At 38.1% G+C, this 16758-nt stretch carries 15 protein-coding genes and 1 tRNA gene; 10 read left to right on the top strand and 6 right to left on the bottom strand.

What is annotated here, in order from left to right; all coding sequences use genetic code 11:
- Positions 1–31: 31 nt before the first annotated feature.
- The 5 genes from H5089_RS08860 to H5089_RS08840 all read left to right on the top strand — a co-directional run bounded on the left by H5089_RS08860 (position 32) and on the right by H5089_RS08840 (position 4063).
- Positions 32–1501 carry a LysM peptidoglycan-binding domain-containing protein gene (locus tag H5089_RS08860; protein ID WP_182712023.1) on the top strand — a complete coding sequence of 490 codons (1470 nt, stop codon included), beginning with the start codon at positions 32–34 and terminating at the stop codon, positions 1499–1501.
- Positions 1502–1567: 66 nt separating this feature from the next.
- Positions 1568–2056, top strand: a complete 489-nt coding sequence (locus H5089_RS08855) for a peptidylprolyl isomerase (protein ID WP_002957860.1) — start codon at positions 1568–1570, stop codon at positions 2054–2056.
- Between the two features lie 21 nt (positions 2057–2077).
- Positions 2078–2806 carry an SDR family NAD(P)-dependent oxidoreductase gene (locus H5089_RS08850; protein ID WP_182712022.1) on the top strand — a complete coding sequence of 243 codons (729 nt, stop codon included), beginning with the start codon at positions 2078–2080 and terminating at the stop codon, positions 2804–2806.
- On the top strand, positions 2803–3642 hold the full coding sequence (locus tag H5089_RS08845; protein ID WP_182712021.1) for an amidohydrolase: 840 nt from the start codon (positions 2803–2805) through the stop codon (positions 3640–3642). Before H5089_RS08850 ends, H5089_RS08845 begins: the two co-directional genes overlap by 4 nt.
- A gap of 49 nt (positions 3643–3691) precedes the next feature.
- Positions 3692–4063, top strand: coding sequence for a hypothetical protein (locus H5089_RS08840; RefSeq protein ID WP_182712020.1), 372 nt, complete (start codon positions 3692–3694; stop codon positions 4061–4063).
- Positions 4064–4164: 101 nt separating this feature from the next.
- Here the strand turns inward: H5089_RS08840 and H5089_RS08835 are convergent, their stop codons facing one another.
- The 4 genes from H5089_RS08835 to H5089_RS08820 form a co-directional block, all read right to left on the bottom strand.
- Entirely contained in the window at positions 4165–5340 is a 1176-nt protein-coding gene (locus tag H5089_RS08835; protein ID WP_007375956.1) for a mandelate racemase/muconate lactonizing enzyme family protein, read from the bottom strand.
- Positions 5341–5366: 26 nt separating this feature from the next.
- A complete protein-coding gene (locus H5089_RS08830; protein WP_010554363.1) occupies positions 5367–6134 on the bottom strand; it encodes a class II aldolase/adducin family protein in 768 nt (255 codons plus the stop codon).
- 165 nt (positions 6135–6299) lie between these two features.
- Positions 6300–6623 (bottom strand): c-type cytochrome, encoded by a 324-nt coding sequence (locus tag H5089_RS08825; protein WP_002957866.1) that lies wholly within the window; start codon positions 6621–6623, stop codon positions 6300–6302.
- Positions 6624–6805: 182 nt separating this feature from the next.
- Complete coding sequence (locus H5089_RS08820) at positions 6806–7345, bottom strand: DUF2058 domain-containing protein (RefSeq protein ID WP_002957867.1); 540 nt, start codon at positions 7343–7345, stop codon at positions 6806–6808.
- 198 nt (positions 7346–7543) lie between these two features.
- Here H5089_RS08820 and H5089_RS08815 point away from each other — a divergent pair, with 198 nt between their 5' ends.
- The gene (locus tag H5089_RS08815) at positions 7544–8692 is read left to right on the top strand and encodes an MFS transporter (protein WP_165723902.1); all 1149 of its coding nucleotides are present in this window, start codon (positions 7544–7546) and stop codon (positions 8690–8692) included.
- On the opposite strand, the gene H5089_RS08810 is transcribed toward H5089_RS08815, so the two are convergent.
- Positions 8659–9159 carry a prolyl-tRNA synthetase associated domain-containing protein gene (locus H5089_RS08810; RefSeq protein WP_154903604.1) on the bottom strand — a complete coding sequence of 167 codons (501 nt, stop codon included), beginning with the start codon at positions 9157–9159 and terminating at the stop codon, positions 8659–8661. The genes H5089_RS08815 and H5089_RS08810 overlap by 34 nt on opposite strands.
- A gap of 1 nt (position 9160) precedes the next feature.
- Positions 9161–9556 carry a hypothetical protein gene (locus H5089_RS08805; RefSeq protein ID WP_182694033.1) on the bottom strand — a complete coding sequence of 132 codons (396 nt, stop codon included), beginning with the start codon at positions 9554–9556 and terminating at the stop codon, positions 9161–9163.
- Between the two features lie 166 nt (positions 9557–9722).
- Between H5089_RS08805 and H5089_RS08800 the strand changes: the two genes are divergently transcribed.
- The 4 genes from H5089_RS08800 (at position 9723) to H5089_RS08785 (ending at position 16725) form a co-directional block, all read left to right on the top strand.
- Positions 9723–9798, top strand: a tRNA-Ala gene (locus tag H5089_RS08800).
- 179 nt (positions 9799–9977) lie between these two features.
- Positions 9978–11240: a PotD/PotF family extracellular solute-binding protein gene (locus tag H5089_RS08795; protein WP_182712019.1), complete on the top strand. Its 1263-nt coding sequence runs from the start codon at positions 9978–9980 to the stop codon at positions 11238–11240.
- A complete protein-coding gene (locus H5089_RS08790) occupies positions 11240–14458 on the top strand; it encodes a hybrid sensor histidine kinase/response regulator (RefSeq protein ID WP_182695518.1) in 3219 nt (1072 codons plus the stop codon). Before H5089_RS08795 ends, H5089_RS08790 begins: the two co-directional genes overlap by 1 nt.
- 59 nt (positions 14459–14517) lie before the next feature.
- Complete coding sequence (locus H5089_RS08785; RefSeq protein ID WP_182712018.1) at positions 14518–16725, top strand: EAL domain-containing protein; 2208 nt, start codon at positions 14518–14520, stop codon at positions 16723–16725.
- Positions 16726–16758 lie beyond the last annotated feature (33 nt).

The raw sequence follows: 16758 nt of genomic DNA, 5'->3' as shown, positions 1-16758 counted from the left end.
ATAATAAAAGGAATTTACAAAAGTGATCACTATGCGCAGTTTGGTTTTATGTTGTTTGGGTATTTTGTTATTTGGTTGTCAATCAACGGAGCAAGAACCACAAGACGCTCCACAAATATTTACTCATTTTGAGCCTGACTATACTTATGATATTGACGAGGAAGTAGCTCAAACGCCTCAAGTTAATGAGCCAGTTACGCCACTTCAATTCAAAAAAACAATCGTAAAAAAGCGCCCACCAAAAACCACCGATCTGTGGGTGCATATAGCCAATAATCTACACTTTACGATTTATCAAAATCGCGCGTTAAAAAAGCGTATCAGCTGGTATGCAAAGCAACCTAACTACTTACAAACGGTGAGCAAACGCGCAGCGCCTTACCTGTATCACATCGTAAAAAAAATTGAGCAAAAGCAATTACCTATGGAGCTCGCATTACTACCATTTGTAGAAAGCGATTTTAGACCAACAATAGCCTCATCACAGCAAGCTGTTGGTGTTTGGCAGTTAGTTGGCGCAACGGCGCATCACTTTGGTGTTAAGTCAGACCAATGGTATGACGGGCGCCAAGACGTACTTGCTTCAACCGATGCTGCACTTGATTACTTAAGTTACTTACATAAACGCTTTGATGGTAATTGGCTACACGCTTTGGCCGCTTATAACAGTGGTGAAGGCCGCGTTAAACGCGCAATAGAAAAAAATAAAAAACGCGGTAAAAGCACCGATTACTGGTCGCTCAGCCTGCCAAAAGAAACCGCTGATTATGTACCCAAATTACTCGCTTTAAGCTATTTAGTTAAACATCCACAAAAGGGCATTAAACGCCCAAAGCTTGCATATAAACCATTTACAACACAGATGAACATAGGCCAGCAGTTCGACTTTTCAGTCATTGCCAAGCTCTCTGGTATAGGTTCAAAGCAGTTACATGCTATTAATCAGGGATATTTAAAAAATCAAAGCTCACCTAACGGGCCGCACACTTTACTGCTGCCTATAGGGCAAGAAGCATTATTAAAAAGTCAGTTCTTCAAATCAAACTTTGCTGGAGAGTACATCGTTAAACAAAACGATACGCTTTACAGTATCGCCAGGCGTTTTAGTATGTCTGTAAAAGCTTTGAAACAACTTAATAATAAAAATAATAATTTAATAGGTGTTGGAGAAAAGTTATTAGTTGGGCAACCTAAAACTCTGCCAAGCACATTAACTGTGGATTACAAAATCAGCCCTTATTTAGAACACCAAGAGATTGCGATTCCCACCATTGAAATAGATTACGAAGTTAAGTCAGGCGATAGCCTTTGGAGTATAAGTCAGCTTTACGATGTACCTCATAGCGACTTGGCAAAATGGAACAAACTCTCTGCATCGAGCATTTTAAAGCCTGGCACTCAATTAGTACTGTTTATACCACAGGCTGAAAAGCAAAAAGCAGCACCAATAAAAAAAGATTTACTGCTAGATTTACAAAAAACACTAAATCAGCCACGTTAAGTTTATAAACAAGTATATTTCGCGTAAAATTGCGCCCTAACATAGTTATTATTTGAAGAGACAAGCATGCAAATTAGCAAAAATTCAGCAGTTGAATTTCATTACACCCTTAGCGAAGCGGGCGAGCAAATTGAAAGTAGCACAAACGAAGCGCCACTTACTTACATTCATGGCAGCGAAGGCATGCTTCCTGGTTTAGAAAAAGCACTTGAAGGTAAAGAAGCCGGCGAAAAATTTAGTGTAACTCTAGAGCCAAGTGAATCGTACGGCGAGCGTGTTGATGATTTAATTCAACGTATTCCGCTTAAGCATCTACAAGGCGACGTTAAAGTATGGAAACCAGGTATGACAGCAATGGTTAGCTCTAACCAAGGTCGTCATCAGGTTACTATTGTTAAGGTTGGTCGTTTTAACGCAGATTGTGATTTAAACCACCCATTTGCGGGCAAAACACTAACGTTTGACGTTGAAGTTGTATCTGTACGTGAAGCAACAAGTGAAGAAGTTTCTCACGGACATGTGCACGCTGAAGGCGGCTGTGGTCACTCTCACTAGTTAGCGATAAAGGAAGTAAGTATGTCTAAAGTTGCAGTAGTTACAGGTGGTACAAAAGGAATTGGTCTAGCCGTTGTAAAGCGTTTTCTAAGTAATGGCTATAAAGTACATAACCTTGATATAGAGCCAAGCGAAACTGGTATATTTCATCAGTGTGATGTAAGTGATGTATCGGCGGTACAAAGCTGTATCAACGCTATCTGTGAACAAAGCAAACGCATTGATGTACTTGTTTCTAATGCTGGAAAACACTTAAGCGCAAATATAGAAAGCACCGATGAGCAAACTCTCGATGCACTTTTTGCGCTTAATGTTAAAGGCGCCTATGCCGCAGTACAAAGCGTATTGCCAAGCATGAAAGCGCAAAATAACGGCGCTATTATATTAGTCGCATCCGATCAAGCAATTATAGGTAAGCAAAACTCTTTTGCGTATAACCTAACAAAACATGCCCTTGCCTCAATGGCCAAAACAACAGCGCTTGATTACGCGAGCTTTAATATTAGAGTAAATGCGGTATGCCCTGGCACAATAGAAACCCCGCTATTTCATAACGCGATAGATGCGTACTGCGCAAAAAGTGGCGCAAACAAAGCTGAAATAGTTGCCGAGGAAGCAAGTCTTCAACCGCTTAACCGATTAGGTCAAGCCGATGAGGTTGCAGCCCTTGTGAGCTTTTTAGCAAGTGATGATGCCAGTTTTATAACAGGCAGCCTACAAAGTATTGATGGTGGTTACACTGCCCAATGAGCATGCAAATTATTGACCCTCATGTGCATTTTTTTAATCTTGCCGAGGGGCAATATACTTGGCTACAAGGCGAAAACCCACCAGCATGGCCTAACCTAGAAAAAATTAAACAACCAATAAGTGCAGAGCAACTTGTTAAAAGTACTGATTTTGAACTTGCGGGTATTGTGCACATTGAGGCTGGGTTTGATAATCAATCACCTAAAAACGAGTTAAACTGGCTAAGCTCGCATTTAAAAAACCTTTCATTTAAGGCTATTAGTTACAACCAAATTGATGCGCCCGCAGAGCAATTTAATCACGCGCTAAATGCACTGGCTCATTCAAGCCTTTGTGGTATAAGAGATATAACCGAAGAAGATGACGCAGTGAGACTAAAAAGCCCTCATTGTATTAATAACCTTAATTTATTGGCTACAAATAAACTGCATTTTGAAGCTCAATTTGATATTGAAAATAGCGAAATAACCAAAAAAATAGCTTACTACGCTAAGCAGCTACCGCAGCTTAAAATTATAATTAATCATGCAGGACTGCCAAGTAATTTAAATGATTGGCGACAAGGTGTTGAGTTACTTGCTCAGCACGACAACATAGCAATTAAATTCTCTGGTTTTGAATTACTACAACTTACCAGTGAGCAACAAGCAGCGTGTTTTAATATTCTTTTTAATCACTTTGGCCAGCAGCGTATTATGTTTGCAAGCAACTTTCCTGTGTGCCAAATAAATACAAGCTACAACACCCTATGGCACTCCCATAAGGCGTTATGCTCAAACGATAAGACATGGCATGACCTTAGCTATACAAACGCTAAGCACTACTACCAAGTTTAAGTAAAACTAGTTATATTAAACTCTCTTTTTATAATAATACGGCCAATTTATGAAAATGTACTTTTTACTAATCTTTGTATTTTCTGCGTTTTTTCTCAATGGCTGCATATCTCAAAATCCAGATCCGACACCTAAGCTGCAACATGCTCTACTGGCAAAGCCAAATAAAACAGCCGTTAGCAAAGCAATTAAAACACTTGTACATATACAAGAAACTCAATTAGCTGAGAATGTATTTACTACCAGCAGCACAGTAACCCTTAGCAATGTGGATGGTAATAATATTATCGACACGCAAAGTCGCAATACACCCGATCAGTTTGAATTGATGATTAAAGGCAAGCAATGCTATATACGCCACCTTGATAGTAAAGCCACTATTGAGCTTAAAGACGTAGAATGTAAAATTAACGAGTTATAACAAGCTTTACTTCCCCCTAAATAAGCAAAAGCCGGTAAGTGACTAATCACTTACCGGCTTTTGCTTTTTAATGCATGACCTAAAGTTAGGTTAAAAGGCTATTATTTTATTTCTACGCGTTGAGAACGCATAACAATCTCATCATTTAATTCAATACCCAACCCTGGCTCTTCTGACACTTCAAAGAAACCATTTTTAGGTTGAGGGTCTTGTAAACATAACTCGCGGTTCCACTTTTTAATCGCATAAGTGTGGTGCTCATGAATCAAAAAGTTAGGGATAGCCGTTTCTAAGTGTAGTGATGCTGCTGTTGCAACAGGCCCGCCACATACGTGAGCTTGAATACGCACATCAAAAATATCAGCATAATCACATACTTTTTTAGTTTCGGTAAAGCCACCACATAAACCAATATCAGGTTGCAGAACATCAATACTTTGATCTTCTAAGTACGGGCGCACACCCCAGCGATTATACAAACGTTCACCACCAGCAATTGGCACATTAACTTTATCTGCTACTTTTGCATGCAATGAATGGTTTAAATAGTTAACTGGCTCTTCAAAGTACATACAGTCAAATTCTTCTGCAATTTCACCCAACTGAATGGCTGTTGTCACGCCTGGTAAACTGTGGCATTCAAAAATAATGTCTACTTCGTCGCCTACTGCTTCGCGAATAGCTTGCATGCGCGCACGGTATAGCTTCATTTCGGTACGTGAAATTATCTTTGTACGATCGTAATAAGTATTGCCGTCTTTATCGTACTGAATTGGATCTACTTTTACTGCATCGTAACCTTCGGCCATCGCCTTTAAAGCCGCTTCGGCATATTCTTGCGGTTGTACTAGCGCTTTAAATTCGCTATCCCAGTCAAACTGTAATTGCGATGCGTAAGTGCGTAGTTTGTCGTTAACTTTACCGCCTAATAACTGGTATACAGGTAAACCAAGCGCTTTACCTTTTATATCCCAAAGTGCGGTATCAATTGCGCTCATTGCAGCATATACAACAGGTCCGCCGCCTAAACCCCAAAAGCTCTCACGTAACATACGAGACCATAGTTTTTCTGTTTGAAATGGGTCGTGGCCGATTAAAAAGGCGTCGGCCATTTCTTTAATCATAGCCGCCGCAGCACTGTGACCTAAATCGTATGCAAGGCCCGCTTCGCCAACACCACTAATACCTTCGTCAGTATGAATTCGTACAAACACAGGTGTCCAAGAAGGTCTATCAGGACAGTGAATATCAAATACTTCAACGCGATTTACTTTCATTAAAATTCCTTATTAACCGCTATGGGTTATTTTGCAAAACTAGGGTCAAGTCGATACGCTTTACGTAACATTGCAGGCCACGCAAGTTGCCCGCCGGTGCTGCCACTGTGTACTACGTTTGCTTGATTATAAATATTGTCGATTATAGGTTGCGGTACTTCAATCACCTCTTGCGAGCTTGATTGTAGCGCTAGTTGAATTTCACACGCTCGCTGTAAATCATAAAAGCGCATAAACGCATCGCCTACCGTTGGGCCTACTGTTAAGCCACCATGATTTACCAATAACATATGGTTAGTGCTGCCCAAATCATCTTGCAGCACTTTTCGCTCGTCGTCGTTTACTGCAAGCCCTTCGTAACCATGATAAGAAAGCGATGGCAGTGAAAACATTGAATATTGGCTAAGCGGTAATAAACCATTTTTTTGTGTAGCGACTGCGATTGTTTCTTTGGTATGAAGGTGAATAACACAATGAGCGTCTTCGCGTACCTCGTGAATCGCACTGTGAATAGTAAATCCAGCTGGATTAATACTAAATGGCGTATCGTCAATAATGTTGCCGTCTAAGTCGACCTTTACTAAATTAGAGGCAGTTACTTCATCAAAGGTTAAACCAAACGCATTCACTAAGTAGTGGTCGGTGCCAGGTAAACGTGCTGATAAATGCGTATAGATTAAATCCCCCCAACGAAAGTGCTCTACCAGTCTATAACACGCGGCTAAATCAACACGAAGTTGCCACTCTTGTGCTGATACTTTATTTTTTAAATCGAGTTGGGGTAAATCAAACATAATGAGCCTTATAAAAACGTACATTATTAACCTGTACGAACAGATGTTTAGAAGTCTAAAGCAGTCTCTATTTTATAGCAAACACCAAACAAAACAGCCACACTATTGTGTGGCTGTTTATAAAACTAAAATACCAATTGCATTAAAATGGTATAACTGCGTAAATTATTTTACGTTAGCTAGGTAATCTGCAATTGCTTCAAACTCTTCATCAGTTACCGTTGCAACCATTGCTTTCATAGCCATGGTCATACCGTTATTACGTGCACCTGATTTGATGTCTTTCATTTGCGCTACTAAGTAGTCTTTGTTTTGACCGTTTAGTTTAGGGTACATACCCATAATTGGTGCTTTACCTTCAGCGCCATGACAAGTTTGACAATTTTTAGCGGTATAAAGTGCAGCGCCATCGGCAGCTGCTGCATTAAACGAGAAGCTTGCGGCTAAAGTAATACCCGCGCCTAATAGTAGTGTTTTCATCTTGCTCATTGTATTTACTCTTCTTTTTTGACGGTTAGAAAAACTGTTCTATTGATTGTAGTAAACAATCAAATAAAAAGCATACGTACGAAACGACGCTAGACGATCAACTTAACCAAAAACCGCTAACTCGTTTCTATCTCACTTTTATATACTTTAGCAAATAAAAATGAGCTTACCCTTAATAACTATTACCATACTATATCATCTGGTACTTCAAAGTCTGCGTATGGGTCATCTTCATCTTTTGGTTTGTTTTCAGGCTCTACATGAAAAACAATATACTTTTCGTCAACTTCAGCCACTTTGCGTGCTGGTTCGTCGTCTAGTACGTAAAATTGCCCTTCGAGTACACAAATAGCTAAACGACCGCCCGATAACGCTTTTTGCGTTTTCTCGTTCACGTCGATATTTTTTACTTTATTTTGATAAGTAAAATTAAATGTGCGCTCACCACGAATAGCGTCTTGGTTGTGGTGCTCTAAAATTTGTTTAACACGCGCTTCTTGTTCGCGCTGCTTTAAGCTCACTTGGCGTGTTTGGTTAAGCTCTTCAGCTTTTTTTTGCTGCTCTAGCTTGGTTTGTTGAATATGCTTTTGCAGATCACTTGGGTTGCTAGTAGCCCCTTTCTTTTGCTTTTTTTGTTGCTTACGCTTTTCTGATTTAGCAACTTTAGCATTATGCGATGTTGTTAATCCTGCTTGAAGCAATTGGTCTTGTAATGAACCCATGACTTTGTTCCACTAAAAACTAATATTATCGCTATTTTAATCACCAACGAGTTCAAATAACAGCGCTATCGACATTAATCTAGCAAACTAGTTAAAACAAACCATGATATAGCGCAATGACTATGGTTTTAATTATGAATTAAAACCAATTTTTAATACAATACCAGACAACCAATCAGCAAATGCACAAGCCATATAATGCGTTTACCTCATCTACTCGTTTGCTCGGTATTTATATTTTTTGTGCTTTATGCACCGCAACCCCTACTTAGCCTTTTTGCGAGCGAATTTAATGTAGCACCTGCGGTAGCTGGCAGCTTAATGACTGCAACTATGCTGCCCTTAGCCATTGCCCCGCTCGTTTATGGTTTATTTTTAGCAAAAATAAATCCACTACTTATATTACGTATTGCAATGGTGCTTTTAGGCCTTAGCTGCTTACTTTTTATTTATGTACCTAGCTTTGAGCTTTTATTATTAGTCAGATTTTTACAGGGTTTAACGCTCCCCGCAGCTTTAACAGCAATGACTAGCTATATAGGCATGAGTTATAGCGCTGATACACTTCAAAAAAATATGACCCTATATATTGGTAGCAGTATAGTTGGTGGTTACTTTGGACGTGTGCTTGCCGCTTTGTTTAGCGACTTATGGAATTGGCAGAGCTTTTATTACGTAATTGCTTTTATGCTTCTTTGCTTAGCTTTGACAGTTAAGCATTCCCGCTTTACAAACCCAGCTAAACAGTCGCAGCTCTCCCCACTCGATTACATTAAACAACTTAAAGAAGGCGCTGTACTTAAAGTTTACGGCGCCGTTTTTTGTATGTTTTTTTGTTTCGCTGCACTGCTTAATTACTTACCGTTTATATTACAAAACACGTTTTTAATTACCAATACTCGTGACATAGGTTTAGTTTACAGTGGTTATTTAATTGGTGCCCTCGCCTCTATTGCTGCACCTTGGTTACTTAAAAAAGTCCCTTCGCCTTGGCACTTATTAACTGCGGTATTTAGTTTTTATAGTGTGAGTATTATTTTATTAATGAGCCATCAGCTTAGCTTATTTTTAATCGCATTTACTTTGTTTTGTGGTGCTATGTTTGTGATTCATTCAACTGCCGCACCGCTCGTTAATAAAATAAGTAAAGCCCCACCAAGTGTAACCAATGGCGGATATGTATCGTTTTATTACAGTGGTGGCGCATTGGGGTCGTTATTACCCGGTGTGGTATACCAACATCATGGGCAAACAGCGTTTATGTTTACGCTGCTTGCGGTTTGCTTATGTGGTTTATCGTTAATTATGTGGGCTTATTTTGAGGGTAAAAATACAACGCGCGGTTGATGCTTTGTGTAATTAAAAAATGTTTCTAAATCAGCTTTACTAAGCAACCATGTTTGGGTGTTTTCAAACGGATGACAATGAAACAAATCACCGTGCCAAATATCTTGGTCAACCCATAAGCTCACTTCGTTTTGCTTATCATTTAAAAGAGCCAACATAGATACACACCCAGGAGCCACTTTTAAATATTTAGCTAGCCGCTCACTCGATGCGAACCCTAAGCGTGAAAGCCCTTGTTGCTTTGATAGTGCCTTTAAGTCGAGCTGCTTATTGTGCGCTGTAATAACTAAAAAGTGTCGCTTGCCTTCGTTATCGCGTAAAAATAGGTTTTTAAGACGAGTACCTGGGCGCTCAATCATAAACTCATCTGCCGCTAAGCTAGTATGTAGCGGCGGATGCTCTATTACATCATAGTTAATATCTAGGTGCGCCAAAAGCTCTGCTAACTTAGTTTTATCAGCCAACATATTACAAACAACGCCCTCTTAGTTGTACACTCAAATCTCGCCATAAAACATCATTAACTTCATGCTTGTTGTCGCAATACTTACGATCTTTTAGCTCCTGATTTAATAATTCAACTGCTTGGTCTTCTAGCTGTAACTTCAGAATGCTCGACTCTTCAAAATGCTCTTTCTCTATATACTGCTTAACCTCACCACGACTTGGTCTCTTATTAGAACCACGGTCAAGGTTAAAGTTTTCACGATGCTTAGCTTTTACCGAAACAACATAAGCAAAAAGCTTATTGCCTTGATCATCTTGCTTTTCGTGAAACTGTTTATTATTTATTTCAAAAGGCGGCTCATCATTTGAGGCACAGCCAGCGAGTAAAACCATAAGCGCTAGAACACATTTTTTCATTGTTTTTTATCGTTTTAGTTTTGAATTAAGCCGAGTCTAACAAAAATTGACGTAAACAGTGAAAATTTACGAAAAAATACTTGACCAAATTTATAAAAAAACTTAAAGTTCGTCCCGCTTGGAACTCAGCAGTCAAGCAGTTACATTATATGTAACTTAGGAATGTGGGGCTATAGCTCAGCTGGGAGAGCGCCTGCCTTGCACGCAGGAGGTCAGCAGTTCGATCCTGCTTAGCTCCACCACTTTCCTACTCCTTTTCAAATTCGTTCTACTCTTCTATTTTTCCACTGTTTTTATTATTTTTTGACACCCTAATATTCTAATTTTTCATTCTATATAATTTTAAATTTATCCATTCAACTTGTGTCTTTACAAGTTCTTAGCTATACATAATGTCACACATTAGTACTTTAGGCTTAACATGGACAACCCTAAGCGTTCAACGCTAAAAAAGCTAGCTGCACTAGGTTTAACAGCTGGTGCAATAACACATGCGCCTTATGTTTTTGCCCGAAAAAAAGTCACATTAAGAGTGCTTGGTACGCATGTAACACTCCAAGAGGCTATCCGCAAGCAAGCGATGAGAGACTTGGGTATTAATATAGAATTTACTCCCGCAGGCAGCGCTGCTGTTTTGCAAAAGGCATCAATGGACCCTAGCTCCTTTGATTTATACGAACAATGGTCAGACAGCATTAATGTGCTTTGGGATGCAGGTTCCATTCAGCCAATAGAAAAAAAACGACTCACCTACTTTAACGAGATAAATCCACTTACTAAAACGGGAAAACTAACCGAAACTGCAAGTATTGGTGCAGGTGATTCCCCCTATAAATTATTAAATGTTCAACCCGATGGCACATTAAGCGCACAAGAAAGCGATCATCTTAGCTTTTTACCTTATGTGCATAATGTTGACTCTTTTGGTTACAACACCGACTTTATTAAGCCCGGTATAGCATACGAAACAGAAAGCTGGAGTTGGCTGCTTGATGACGAGAACAGAGGTAAAGTAGCTATTGTAAATGCGCCTACCATTGGATTATTTGACCTAGCCCTAGCAGCACAAAGTAAAGGGCTTATAAAATTTAACAATATAGGTGCAATGACCCGCCCAGAACTTGATAGATTGTTTAGTATATTACTCGACTTTAAACGCCAAGGTCACTTTAGTGGCTATTGGAACTCGGTTCCTGAGTCGATTGAATTTATGAAAAGTAAACGAGCCCATATAGAAAGCATGTTTTCGCCTGCAGTTTCTGCATTAAACAGCCAAAATATTAATGTACGATTTGCCGCGCCAAAAGAAGGCTACCGAGGCTGGCATGGTGTTATGTGTTTATCGTCACAAATACAAAGTAGCGCAAAAGATGCAGCTTACGATTATATGAATTGGTGGCTTTCAGGCTGGCCTGGTGCATTTATTGCTCGCCAAGGTTATTACATTAGTAACCCGCAGCGCTCTAAACTACTCCTATCTCAGTCTGAATGGGATTACTGGTACGGTGGAAAAGCAACAAACATAGATTTATTAAATACCAATGGCGACGTAGCAGTAAAAGCAGGTGGGCAACGTAATGGCGGTAGTTACCATAAACGCTTTAGTAATGTAGCAGTGTGGAATACAGTTATGCCAACCTATGACTACAGCCTGCAAAAATGGTATGAGTTGATTAGCCGATAATGATAATAAACTCAATTAAATCAAAAATAATATTAGCTCTGTGTTCGCTGATTGGATTACTTCTTTTACAGAGCTATTTGTTTAACTATTCGCAAACGTCTTTACTTAACTTGCAAAAATCGCAACATAACGCGCTTATTCAAAGTGAAGCTGTAACTAACTTAGAAAACGATATTATTTCCCTGCAAGGGCATGCAGTTTCATTTATTGACAATGCAAATGAAAATACGATTACCAAATTTAATTTTTACTTAAATAAGGCAAATCTAAATCTCGAGCAGCTAAAAACAAACACTCAAAACCAGACCCCTGAGTATCAAAACTCACTAATACGCCTTGGCGAGTATTTAAGTAATTACCAAGATACATTTGGCCAAGTTGTCGTAAACAGACAAAAACGCGAACACCTTTACATTACTCAGTTCAAACAACCTATTGATGACTTACAAGTAACAATTAGTGATTTAGAAGGGTCTTCAAACAATGATAATAAAGTTATTTTTAACGATGTTTTACTCACAATAAGTAATTTAAAACATGCAATTATAAGCTACCTCTATAAACCTAATTTTGATGAAGCACAAAATGTAAAACAAAACTTAAATCACTTACATAAAAAACTAACGAGCACCTCTGTAATAAATGAATCCCTCTCCAATAAAACAACAAGCTTAAAACAAGCTTATAACCAACTTGTATTACTCACCCGTAGCTACACTTTTTCTGTAAATGTAGTGCTTACAGGCATAGAAAACGAATTGCTGTATTTAACTAATGAAATTAAAAACATAGAAAAAAATAAACTAATCAAAACAGAAGAGCTACTAAGTAGCCACTTAACAAAAAATACAGAACAGGCAAATATATTTGCCGTTTTAATTATGTTAATCATTTTATTTTTAAGCTATTTTATTTTTAGATCGGTTATAAAACCAATTACTCAGCTCACTTTATTACTTAAAGATATGAATAGCGAAAAGCCAGTAACTATTTCAAATAACAGCCAAAATCAAACTGAAATAGCATCGGTAATAAAAGCAGCTAACGCTTTATATTTAAAAAATAAGCAAACCAAAGAGCTACTCAATGAAACCCGCGTATTAAATTCCCAAATGGAAGCAATGAATGCCGACCTGACGAGTGCCATGGAGCAAACCGATAAAGCCAATAAAACAAAAATAGATTTTGTAGCCAATATGAGTCATGAACTTCGCACCCCAATGAATGGCATATTAGGTATGTTGCAACTTTTACAAAGCAGCGAGCTTCCCTCAAGGCAAAAACACTACGCAGATAAAGCTTTTTCAAGTGCTCAAAATTTATTGCAGATTTTAAACAATATTCTGGATTTTTCTAAGCTAGAATCGGAAAAAGTTCAGTTAGAGCAAATCCCTTTTACCTTACATACTATAGTTTCTAACGTTCAAAATTTATTCTCAACAAATGCCAAGCAAAAAGGTTTGTTATTAAACTTTACTTTACACGTTGATGCAGGGCTTGAACTTATTGGCGACCCAATGCACTTAAGCCAAATAATAAATAACTGTGTAGGTAACGCAATTAAGTTTACTGAGCATGGTGAAATATCATTAATTATAGAAGCGACATCTCAACACGAAAAAACAATAAACCTTCGCTTTAGTATAAAAGACACGGGTATTGGGATGACTGAAGAGCAATCAAAAATTATATTCCAGTCTTTCTCGCAAGGTGATTCAAGCACAACAAGAAAGTATGGTGGGACCGGTTTAGGACTCACTATAAGCAAACAATTAACTAAATTGCTGGGCGGAGATATACAAGTAAGGAGCACGATTAATCAAGGTAGCGAGTTTTTCTTTACTCTACCCTTTACTTTATCTGAGCAACAAAAGCTTAAAAAACACGCCTTATTAATTAGCCCTGATAATGAGCAAATTAAAAAATTAATGGACTTACTAAGTGGTATAGACATAACGACAGAAACAACAAAAGAACCATTAAGAGCCATTGCAAAAATGTCTCAGCCTAGTAGCCCATTTAGTATTGTAATAATGTCGATAGAAAAAAAAGAGCTCAACGATAACTTTATTTTACAACAACTGTACGCTCAAAATAAAAACGTTAATGAAAAATTGACACTTATTTTATTAATTACCGATGAAGAGTCTCCAGAACCAATTGCAAAAAATGAAAATATAAACATTATAATTATTGGTAATAAAAATAGTGAAGTAGAAATTTTAAGAGCACTCGCACCAAATAATTTTAAAGAAAAGCAATTAAAGCCCCATCCTAAATTCTCGGGTTTTAATGCATTAGTTGTTGACGACAATAAAATTAATCAAGAAATAGCTTCCGCTCTTTTAGCCAGATTAGATATGACCGTGATCATTGCTGATAATGGACATGATGCATTAGATAAAATAGAGACAAATGACATCGATATTATTTTTATGGATGTTCAAATGCCAGTTATGGACGGACTAGAAGCAACAAGCATATTAAGAGAGCGAGGCTACAAAACTCCTATAATTGCTATTACGGCAGCCGCAGACCCTAATGATAAAAAAGCAGCATTTAGAGCCGGTATGGATGACTTTTTAGTAAAACCGATTATTTTTGATGCACTTTACAAAAGTATAGAAAAGCATCTGCAAAGTAGTGAACCTCTGAGCACTATAAACCTGCCATTAGCAAAAGAAAACCTAGAAAACAATGACAAATTGTTAACTAAATTATTTACTCAGTTTGTCAACGATTACAATGACTTTTCGACTAAAGCTGATATATTAATCAAAAATAGAGAGTTAGAAAGCTTAATTCGACTAGTACATACACTCAAAGGACTGGCCGGCACATTAGGCTTTGAGCTACTGCAACACAGCGCGCAAAGTGTTGAGAAAAGCTTAATAGATAAGAAAAGTATTAACTTATCTCATTTTAATGAACAATTAACACTTACACTTTTTGCTGTAAAACAATTTTTGATAGCTGACAGCTTTAAAAAAGAACATATACAGCAACATCAACTAGAAAACGAAGACTCGGTTATTGATAATATATACTCATTAGCATTAACGGCTCGCCCCGTACCTAGCAGTTTGGTTAGACAGCTAGAAATGAATCAATATGAGAGAGGCCACTCCCTATTTAAGCTCAAAGAAGCAATTGATCATTTTAACTACGCGTTAGTAATTGAGCTTATTGATATGTATAGAAACGATAATAAAAATTAGGCATAACCACTAACCTGAACTAGATTTAATATTGTAAAGAACGCAGAGAAGGACAGATAGTGCATTCAAATTACCTCGCAAACAGTAATGGATTAACCACAGAACAAAAGCATAAACCTTTAATTCTTATTGTTGATGACGAACCTAGTAATTTACACGTATTAGTAGAAGGACTTTTAACTGACTACGATGTACGTATTTCTACTAGTGGTGAGCAGGCTTTGATCTTTATTGAGTCAACTCGGCCTGACTTGATTTTATTAGACATAATGATGCCAGGCATGGACGGCTACGAAGTATGTAATATACTCAAAGCGAAACAAAATACCAAAGGGATCCCTGTCATATTTGTAACAGCGCTTACCGAGGAAGAGTCTGAAGAAAAAGGCTTCGCGATGGGCGCAATTGACTACATACACAAACCTTACAAGCTAGCGCTCGTTAGAGCACGCATTCGCACTCATATTACCGCTCAAGGCATGCTAGATAGGCTTATAGAAAAAAACTTTGACCTGCACGACAAGCTACTCGAAATAGAGTCTCTTGCGAAAGAGCTTAGCCAGCGAGAAGAAGAATTAAAAGAACTCTCATCAAAACAAAAATTATTTTATCAAGCCCTAACGGGAACCGCTGATGGTGTTGTTATTGCCGATAGTAATGGCAAAATTATAGCCGTAAACCCTTCATTTTGCCGTATAACCGGTTACTGTGAATCAGACTCACTGCAAATGCAGTTGCACGATATTAAACAAAACAACCACCCTAGTATTAGCTTTGACCAAGTATGGGAACATGCGAATCAAGCAGGCTATTGGAGTGGTGAGCTTGTAACCAGACGAAAAAATGGCGAACTTTATCCAGAGCTACTAACTCTCAGTTTGGTTAAAGGCGATCAAGATACTAACGTGCACTATATTGGTGTATTTAGTGATATTTCGAGCGTTAAAGTAACCCAAGAAAGAATTGACTACCTAACATGGCACGATGACCTTACAGGTTTACCAAACCGAAATGGTTTTTTAAAGCAGTTAGAGCAGCAACTTCAGGTTTGCAGTACCGAAAATAGTTATGCCTATATCTATATTATTGACATAGACAGCTTCCACTCAATCAATGATGGATTAGGATTACTCGCTGGCGATAACATATTAAAAGAATTAACTAAACGAATCCATACTCACGTGAGTAAAAAAGATGTTATTGCTCGCTTAGGTAGTGATGAATTTGCAGTACTATGTACAGTTGAAAAAGGTGTGGGCAGAGCTAGAGCTCAAGCTATGGCTGAAAATAAAGCCCAAGAGCTACTTGCAAGTGTAAACCATCCATTTGTCGTTGCTGAACAAGACGTTAGCTTAACAGTAAGTATAGGCACCTATATTTTTCCACGAGAAGATCAATGGGAAAGTGCTATTGAGACTATTCGTAACTGTGAAGCGGCCTGTTACAAGGCAAAAGAGAAAGGCGGCAATAGAGTTACCTTTTTTGATACTTCATTTGGCGAGCAAGCAAAACGCCGTTTTGAAATAGAACAAGATTTACGTAAAGCTATTTTAAATAATGAGCTATCACTATATTTACAATCCCAATTTGATCGAAACCAAACTCTTAAGGGCGCTGAGGTTTTATTAAGATGGGAGCACCCTCAAAAAGGCTTTATTAGCCCTGGTGAGTTTATATCTATAGCCGAAGAGTCAGACATAATTTATGATTTAGATTGCTGGGTAACTTCAAATGCACTTGAAATACTAACGCAACTTGGTAAAACCCACCCTGAGTTAAACTTATCAATTAATATAAGTGGCAGGCACTTTCATGAAGCGCGTTTTTTAAACTTTATTAGCCAACAGATAAAGCAACATAACATTAATCCTCAACAACTCACTATTGAGATAATTGAAGGTACGTTACTTAATCATATGGAAGCGGCTATTGAAGCCGTTCACTTTCTCAAGAAGTTAGGTATTAGAGTATCAATTGACGACTTTGGTACTGGATACTCGAGCTTAACCTACCTTAAACAATTACCAATACAAGAACTTAAAATTGATCGTTCTTTTGTTTTAGAGGCTCCTACCGATAACAACGATAAACTAATTATTGATATGATTGTAAGCTTAGGTCGTTTATTTGAACTCGAGATAGTTGCTGAAGGCGTAGAGAACCAGTCCCACTTTGATTTACTACAGGAGTATCCTGAGGTTATTCTGCAAGGCTATTATTTGCATAGACCAGAACCTGCAAGTGATTGGTTAAAAAAGTTAAAGTAACTGTAGCGTGATTTATAAACTAAAAAGCCGAGC

Origin of the sequence: Pseudoalteromonas sp. SR45-1, from assembly GCF_014163655.1 — a bacterium.
GTDB classification, from domain to species: domain Bacteria; phylum Pseudomonadota; class Gammaproteobacteria; order Enterobacterales; family Alteromonadaceae; genus Pseudoalteromonas; species Pseudoalteromonas distincta.
The sequence above is the reverse complement of the archived record's forward strand: the minus strand, read 5'-3'. Positions and strand labels throughout refer to the sequence as shown.

What these genes read in the sequence shown, in the direction of transcription:
- H5089_RS08805 (WP_182694033.1), bottom strand. Translation starts at nt 9,556, where the DNA reads ATGAAAAAATGTGTTCTAGCGCTTATGGTTTTACTCGCTGGCTGTGCC.
- H5089_RS08810 (WP_154903604.1), bottom strand. Translation starts at nt 9,159, where the DNA reads ATGTTGGCTGATAAAACTAAGTTAGCAGAGCTTTTGGCGCACCTAGAT.
- H5089_RS08825 (WP_002957866.1), bottom strand. Translation starts at nt 6,623, where the DNA reads ATGAGCAAGATGAAAACACTACTATTAGGCGCGGGTATTACTTTAGCC.
- H5089_RS08790 (WP_182695518.1), top strand. Translation starts at nt 11,240, where the DNA reads ATGATAATAAACTCAATTAAATCAAAAATAATATTAGCTCTGTGTTCG.
- H5089_RS08815 (WP_165723902.1), top strand. Translation starts at nt 7,544, where the DNA reads ATGCGTTTACCTCATCTACTCGTTTGCTCGGTATTTATATTTTTTGTG.
- H5089_RS08820 (WP_002957867.1), bottom strand. Translation starts at nt 7,345, where the DNA reads ATGGGTTCATTACAAGACCAATTGCTTCAAGCAGGATTAACAACATCG.
- H5089_RS08855 (WP_002957860.1), top strand. Translation starts at nt 1,568, where the DNA reads ATGCAAATTAGCAAAAATTCAGCAGTTGAATTTCATTACACCCTTAGC.
- H5089_RS08840 (WP_182712020.1), top strand. Translation starts at nt 3,692, where the DNA reads ATGAAAATGTACTTTTTACTAATCTTTGTATTTTCTGCGTTTTTTCTC.
- H5089_RS08835 (WP_007375956.1), bottom strand. Translation starts at nt 5,340, where the DNA reads ATGAAAGTAAATCGCGTTGAAGTATTTGATATTCACTGTCCTGATAGA.
- H5089_RS08850 (WP_182712022.1), top strand. Translation starts at nt 2,078, where the DNA reads ATGTCTAAAGTTGCAGTAGTTACAGGTGGTACAAAAGGAATTGGTCTA.
- H5089_RS08830 (WP_010554363.1), bottom strand. Translation starts at nt 6,134, where the DNA reads ATGTTTGATTTACCCCAACTCGATTTAAAAAATAAAGTATCAGCACAA.
- H5089_RS08845 (WP_182712021.1), top strand. Translation starts at nt 2,803, where the DNA reads ATGAGCATGCAAATTATTGACCCTCATGTGCATTTTTTTAATCTTGCC.
- H5089_RS08860 (WP_182712023.1), top strand. Translation starts at nt 32, where the DNA reads ATGCGCAGTTTGGTTTTATGTTGTTTGGGTATTTTGTTATTTGGTTGT.
- H5089_RS08795 (WP_182712019.1), top strand. Translation starts at nt 9,978, where the DNA reads ATGGACAACCCTAAGCGTTCAACGCTAAAAAAGCTAGCTGCACTAGGT.